The sequence below is a fragment of the Micromonospora sp. NPDC049114 genome, from assembly GCF_040648635.1.
Taxonomy (GTDB): domain Bacteria; phylum Actinomycetota; class Actinomycetes; order Mycobacteriales; family Micromonosporaceae; genus Micromonospora.
This window is the reverse complement of sequence record NZ_JBEZEA010000015.1, coordinates 127,951-134,132: the sequence shown is the minus strand read 5'-3', so window position 1 is coordinate 134,132 and position 6,182 is coordinate 127,951. Positions and strand designations below refer to the sequence as shown.

Annotated in this window: 6 protein-coding genes; 4 read left to right on the top strand and 2 right to left on the bottom strand. The window is 73.4% G+C overall.

All coding sequences use genetic code 11. The features are described 5' to 3' along the window. The first annotated feature begins 93 nt into the window (after positions 1-93). A complete protein-coding gene (locus AB0B39_RS29355) occupies positions 94-606 on the top strand; it encodes a TetR/AcrR family transcriptional regulator (protein WP_357575924.1) in 513 nt (170 codons plus the stop codon). A gap of 45 nt (positions 607-651) precedes the next feature. Here the strand turns inward: AB0B39_RS29355 and AB0B39_RS29350 are convergent, their stop codons facing one another. Both AB0B39_RS29350 and AB0B39_RS29345 read right to left on the bottom strand, forming a co-directional pair. Then, a complete protein-coding gene (locus tag AB0B39_RS29350; protein WP_357575923.1) occupies positions 652-2,571 on the bottom strand; it encodes a helix-turn-helix domain-containing protein in 1,920 nt (639 codons plus the stop codon). Between the two features lie 14 nt (positions 2,572-2,585). Continuing rightward, positions 2,586-3,368, bottom strand: coding sequence for a 3-hydroxybutyrate dehydrogenase (locus tag AB0B39_RS29345; RefSeq protein WP_357575922.1), 783 nt, complete (start codon positions 3,366-3,368; stop codon positions 2,586-2,588). A 538-nt stretch (positions 3,369-3,906) separates the two neighbouring features. Here AB0B39_RS29345 and ruvC point away from each other — a divergent pair. The 3 genes from ruvC to ruvB are packed head-to-tail and all read left to right on the top strand — an operon-like array spanning position 3,907 to position 6,129. Beyond that, positions 3,907-4,434, top strand: a complete 528-nt coding sequence (ruvC, locus tag AB0B39_RS29340) for a crossover junction endodeoxyribonuclease RuvC (protein ID WP_234583505.1) — start codon at positions 3,907-3,909, stop codon at positions 4,432-4,434. Next, positions 4,431-5,033 carry a Holliday junction branch migration protein RuvA gene (gene ruvA, locus AB0B39_RS29335; RefSeq protein ID WP_357575921.1) on the top strand — a complete coding sequence of 201 codons (603 nt, stop codon included), beginning with the start codon at positions 4,431-4,433 and terminating at the stop codon, positions 5,031-5,033. The genes ruvC and ruvA overlap by 4 nt, the downstream gene beginning before the upstream one ends. A gap of 28 nt (positions 5,034-5,061) precedes the next feature. Then, the gene (ruvB, locus tag AB0B39_RS29330; RefSeq protein ID WP_357575920.1) at positions 5,062-6,129 is read left to right on the top strand and encodes a Holliday junction branch migration DNA helicase RuvB; all 1,068 of its coding nucleotides are present in this window, start codon (positions 5,062-5,064) and stop codon (positions 6,127-6,129) included. The last annotated feature ends 53 nt before the right edge of the window (positions 6,130-6,182 follow it).

Here is a 6,182-nt window from a genome sequence, read left to right as displayed (position 1 = left end):
GCTGGGTTCAGTCGAGCACCTTGAGTCGACGAGCCAGGTCGACCAGCTCGGCCGGCGGCTTGCCGCGCTGCCGGCGTACCCAGGTCAGGGCGAGTGCTCGCCGAGGGCAGCACCATCGAGGCGCTCTCGATCGAGGCGATCGCCACCCGCGCCGGCGTCGGCAAGGCCACCATCTACCGCCGCTGGGCCGGCAAGGACGCGTTGCTGCTGGACGCGCTGCGCCGGCTCAAGGGCGTCATGCCGCAGCCGGCCGGCGACTCCGTCCGCGACGACCTGCTCCTGCTGGTCGGCGCGATCGGGCAGAACGCCGACCCCCGCGCGTCGAAGATCATGCCGTGTCTGGTGCCGGCGGTGAACCGCAGCCCGGATCAGTTCCAGCTCTACCAGAACATCATCGCGCCCCGGCGGCAGCTCATGCGCGAGGTGCTGCGGCGCGGCATCGAGGAAGGGCTGCTACGGCCCGACATCGACGTCGAGGTGACCATGGCGCTGCTCACCGGGCCGATGCTGATCCAACGCGTCCTTCAGTGGAACCCGGACCTGGACGGCCGGAAGCTTCCGGCGCAGGTCGTCGACACCGTCCTCGACGGCATCCGCGCCCGCTGACCCGACCGCGCGCCCCCGGCGGGGCTCGCTCGACCGCCCGTCGAGTCAGCTCGCCGGGGCGCGCAGCCGGTGCAGGCGCAGCGCCAACTGCACCTCCAACGCCCGCTCGGGGCGCTGCCAGTCCGCGCCGAGCAGCTGCCCCACCCGCTCCAGGCGCTGGGTCACCGTGTTGACGTGCACGTGCAACTGCTCGGCCGCCCGGGCCAGGCTGCCGCCCACCCCGAAGTACGCCTCCAGCGTCTTCACCAGCGCCGTCCCGCGCCGGGCGTCGTAGTCGACCACCGGCCCGACCGTGGCGGTGAGGAACTGGGCCACGTCCCGCTCACCCCGGTCACCGACAGTGCCCAGCAGCAGACCGACGAAGCCCAGCTCCGCAGTGCTGGCGCCCTGACCGGCGCGGCCCAGCGCGCCCAGCGCCGTGAGACAACGGTCCGCCTCGTGGAACGTCCCCGCCAACGTCCCCGGCCCGGTCGACGGGCCGCTCGCCCCGGCCGTCACCGGCCGGCCCGTCACCCGCGACAGGTCCCGGGCCACCGCGCGGGCGCTGCCACCGGCATCCTGGCCCGGCAGCATCAGGACCACCCGACCGTCGCGCGCCGCGGCCAGGCCACCGCGCGCCGAGGCGTACGTGGTGGCCCAGGAGAGCACCCGCTGCCGCGCCGAGCCGGTCGCCGCGATCGCGTCGTCGCCCACCGCCACCAGCACGTGCGGTGCGTCCAGGTCCACACCGAGCCGGCGGGCGCGGCTGCGTAGCGCGTCGGTGTCGCGCAGCGGCCGGGCGATCAGATCGTCCAGCAACTCGCCACGGACGCGCCCCTCCGCCTCGGCCACCGTCCGACGGAACAGCAGCAGCAGCGCGGTCACCAGCGCGGCCCGCTCCAGGATCCGCTGGTCGGCGTCGACCAACTCGTCGTCGGGCCGCAGCACCAGCGCGCCCAGGTTCTCCGCACCGGCCACCACCGCCGCGTACCAGAGCGGGCCGCGGCGCACGCTGCGTCCCTCCGTACGCGAGGCGGCCACCGCCTCGACGATGTTCGCCCGGTCCGGCTCGTCGATCTCGCCGACCCGGGCCAGCAACCGGCCCTCGGCGTCCAACGCCAGCAACGCCCCGCCCAGCACCTCGGTCACCGCCGCGGCCACGTCCTCCACCCCGCCGCCGCGCAGCACCAGCGCCGTCATCCGGTCATGCGCCGCCGCGGCCCGCTCCACCGAGCTGCTGTGCGCCCGGATGGTGGTGTTCGCCGCCGACAACTCGGCCAACGCCGAGCGGGTCTCGGCCAGCAGCCGGGCCGTGTCGATCGCCACCGCCGCGTGCGCGGCCAGGGAGACCAGCAGCGCCACTTCCTCGCGGGCGAACGGCCGAGCCGAGCGGTTGGCCGAGTAGAGCACCCCGATCGAGGTGGAGCCGAGCCGCAGCGGCACCCCGAGGATCGCCACCAGGCCCTCCTCGCCCACGCCCGCGTCGATCTCCCCGGTGTGGTGAAAGCGCGCGTCCTCGCCGTAGTTGGCCGTCACGTACGGGGCCCCGGACTGGGCGACCAGGCCACCGAGGCCGGCGCCCATCGGTAGCCGCAGCCGCTGGAAGCGGGCCGACACCGACCCGTCGGTCACCCGCATGTACGTGTCGCCGCGCTCGTCGTCGTTGAGCGTCATGTACGCCACGTCCGCGCCGAGCAGGTTACGGGCCCGGTGCACGATCGCCCGCAGCACGTCGTCCAGGTCGCGTAGCCCCGCCAGGTCGCTGACCGTGTCGTACAGGCCGGACAGCTCGGTCTCCCGACGGCGGCGGCGCTCCAGCAGCGCGCGGACCCGCAGCGCCACCGTCTTGGCCTGCTCCAGCTCGGCCAGCCGGTCGGCGGGCATCCCGGCGGCGCGCGCGGCCACCAACGGGCCCTCGAACTCCACCGCGGCGGCCTCGCGAGCGAGCAGTTCGAGGAACTCCACCGGCGACGACATGGTCGACATTGTGCTCAGGCCCACTAGTTGGCCGTCCAGCCCCCGTCGAGCGCGATCGACGCGCCCGTGATGAAGGCCGCCGGCGGCGAACAGAGGTACGCCAACAGTTCGGCGACCTCCTCCGGCTCGATCAGCCGCTTGATGGCGGCCCGCGCCAGCATGACCTTCTCGATCACCTCGGCCTCGCCGATGCCGTGGCTGGCCGCCTGATCGGCGATCTGGCTCTCCACCAGGGCTGTTCGTACGTACGCCGGGTTGATGCAGTTGGCGGTCACCCCGTGCGCGGCACCCTCCAGCGCCACCACCTTCGACAGCCCTTCGAGGGCGTGCTTCGCCGAGACGTAGGCAGCCTTGTACGGCGAGGCGCGCAGGCCGTGCACCGACGAGATGTTGACGATCCGGCCCCAGCCGCGGGCGTACATGTGCGGCAACGAGCGACGGATCAGCAGGAACGGCGCCTCCACCATCACCCGCTGGATGTACTCGAAACGTTCGACGGGAAAGTCCTGCAGCGGCGCCACGTGCTGGAGGCCGGCGTTGTTCACCACGATGTCCACGTCCACGTCGAGCGCGTCCACGGCCGCCGCGTCGGCCAGGTCCACTCCCTCGGCGCGTCCGCCGGCCTCGGCGGCCACCGCCTTGGCCGCCTCCAGGTTGCGGTCCACCACGAGCACCGTGGCGCCGGCCGCGCCCAACCGCAGGGCACAGGCCCGCCCGATGCCGCTGCCGCCCCCGGTGACCAGGGCGGTCCGACCGGAGAGGTCGAGCTGTACGACGTGGGGGACCGCCACGGGTTCTGCCGTCATGGCGCAAGAAGTTACGAGCTGTGTGCCCTGCGGCACATGGGGCAGCGACACATACTCGGTGCCAATGCTGTGTGGCCATGTCCCGCCGCCGCGCCCCACCCCGCGCTGCCGCGCCGCGCCGGAAGATCGCGCAACAACCAGGATGTAGTGGTCTCCCGGCGTCTCGTGACCACTACATCCTGGATCGAGCACGACCTTGACGGCTGCGGTGCCGCAACCCCCTCCCGGCCGGTCGGGCGGGTGATCGTCGTCAAGATCCGCGCAGTGTCAGGGATGTTGCTGTCTCCCGAGCGTCGGAGGCAGCAACTTCCGGGAAGTTGCGTAGATCTTGGCGCAGGGCGCAGGGCGCAGGGCGCAGGGCGCAGGGCGCAGGGCGCAGGGCGCGGGTCGCGGGTCGCGGGTCGCGGGGCGCGGGTCGCGGGGCGCGGGTCGTCAGGGGGCGTGGGGTGGGGGAGGGCGTGTCCCGTGGGGCTGGTGGGAAGAGGGCCGGTTAGGGTGTCGAACACACGTACTGCTGACGGCTGGGGGAGGGGGCGGCGTGCGGGTGCTGGGGGTCGACCCGGGGTTGACGCGGTGCGGGGTGGGCGTCGTCGAGGGCGTGCCCGGCCGGCCGTGCACGCTCATCGCGTACTACGTGGTCTACACAGACCCGGCCGACGACCTGCCGCTGCGCCTGCTGCACCTGGACCGGTCGCTGACCAAACTGGTCGCCGAGCACCAGCCGGAGAGCGTCGCCGTCGAGCGGGTGTTCAGCCAGCACAACGTCCGGACGGTGATGGGCACCGCCCAGGCCAGCGGCATCGCCGTGCTGGCCGGGGCGCGGGCGGGGCTGCCGGTGCAGACGTACACCCCCAGCGAGGTGAAGGCGGCGGTGACCGGTTCCGGTCAGGCCGACAAGGCGCAGGTGACCGCCATGGTGACCCGGCTGCTGCGGCTGGACGAGCCACCGAAACCGGCCGACGCCGCCGACGCTCTCGCCCTGGCCATCTGCCACGTGTGGCGCGGCGGCACCCGTTCCAAGCTGGCCGCCGCGGCCGATCGGGCACGACGAGGAGGAGCACGATGATCGCCAGCGTGCGCGGCACGGTGACCGCGACAGGCCCGGATCTGGCCGTGATCGAGGTCGGCGGTGTCGGCCTGGCCGTGCACTGCGCCCCGGGGACCCTCGCCGACCTGCGGGTGGGGCAGCCGGCGCGGCTGGCCACCAGCCTGGTGGTCCGGGAGGATTCGCTGACCCTCTACGGTTTCGCCGACGACGACGCCAAGGCGCTGTTCGAGCTGTTGCAGACCGCCAGCGGGGTCGGCCCACGGCTGGCCCAGGCGGTGCTGGCCGTGCACACGCCGGACGCGGTGCGAAAGGCCATCGCCAACGCCGACACCGCCGCGCTGACCCGGGTGCCCGGGATCGGCAAGAAGGGCGCCGAGCGCCTGGTGCTGGAGTTGCGGGACCGGATCGGCCCGGTGTCGATCGGCGCCGACGGGGTGGGCGGCGTGACCGCCGGCGCGTGGCCCGATCAGGTGCGGCAGGCGCTGGTCGGTCTGGGTTGGACGGCCGGGCAGGCCGACCAGGCGGTGGCCGCCGTGGCGGAGACCATCGACGGCGCCACGCCGCCCGTGCCGGTCCTGCTCAAGCAGGCCATCCGCCTGCTGGGTCGTACCCGATGACCGCCCAGGGGCGACGGGGGGCGGCACGGTGAGCGACACCGACGGGCTCGTCTCGGCGTACGTCAGCGATGCCGACCGGGACGTGGAGGCCACCGTGCGGCCCCGGCGGCTGGCCGAGTTCATCGCCCAGGACCGGGTGCGCGATCAGCTCGACCTGCTGTTGCAGGGCGCCATGCGGCGGGGGTCGCCGCCGGATCACATCCTGCTCTCCGGGCCTCCCGGGCTGGGCAAGACGAGCCTGGCCAACATCGTCGCCGCGGAGCTGGGCGCCGGCATCCGCGTGACCAGCGGCCCGGCGATCGAGCGTTCCGGCGACCTCGCAGCGATCCTGACCAGCCTCGCCGAGGGCGACGTGCTCTTCATCGACGAGATCCATCGGATCGCGCGGCCCGCGGAGGAACTGCTCTACAGCGCGATGGAGGACTTCCGGGTCGACGTGGTGGTCGGCAAGGGGCCGGGCGCCACCGCGATCCCGCTGGACGTCGAGCCGTTCACCCTGGTCGGCGCGACCACCCGCTCGGGTCTGTTGACCGGGCCCATGCGGGACCGGTTCGGCTTCGTCGCGCACCTCGACTTCTACGCCCCGGCGGACCTGGAGACGCTGCTGCACCGTTCGGCGCGCATCCTCGGGGTGCCGATCACCGCCGACGGCGCGGCGGAGATCGCCGGCCGGTCCCGGGGCACCCCCCGGATCGCCAACCGGCTGCTACGCCGGGTCCGCGACTACGCGGAGGTCCGGGCCGACGGTGTGGTCACCCTGGGCACCGCCCGCAAGGCCCTGACGGTGTACGACGTCGACGCGCTGGGCCTGGACCGGCTGGACCGGGCGGTGCTGACCGCGCTGGTGGACTCGTTCCGGGGCGGCCCGGTCGGGTTGTCCACGCTCGCCGTGGCGGTGGGGGAGCAGCCGGACACGGTCGAGGAGGTCTGTGAGCCGTTCCTGGTGCGCGCCGGTCTGCTGGCTCGTACCCCGCGGGGCCGGGTGGCAACGGAGGCTTCCTGGCGGCACCTGGGGCGTACTCCACCGAATGGTACATTTGGGATGGATGTCCCGTCTGCGCCCGATCTGTTCTCCCTGGACACCGATCAGCCGTGATGTGAACGTGATCTGTGCCGCATTCGGTGTTCTCAGGTGCAGGGATTAGACTT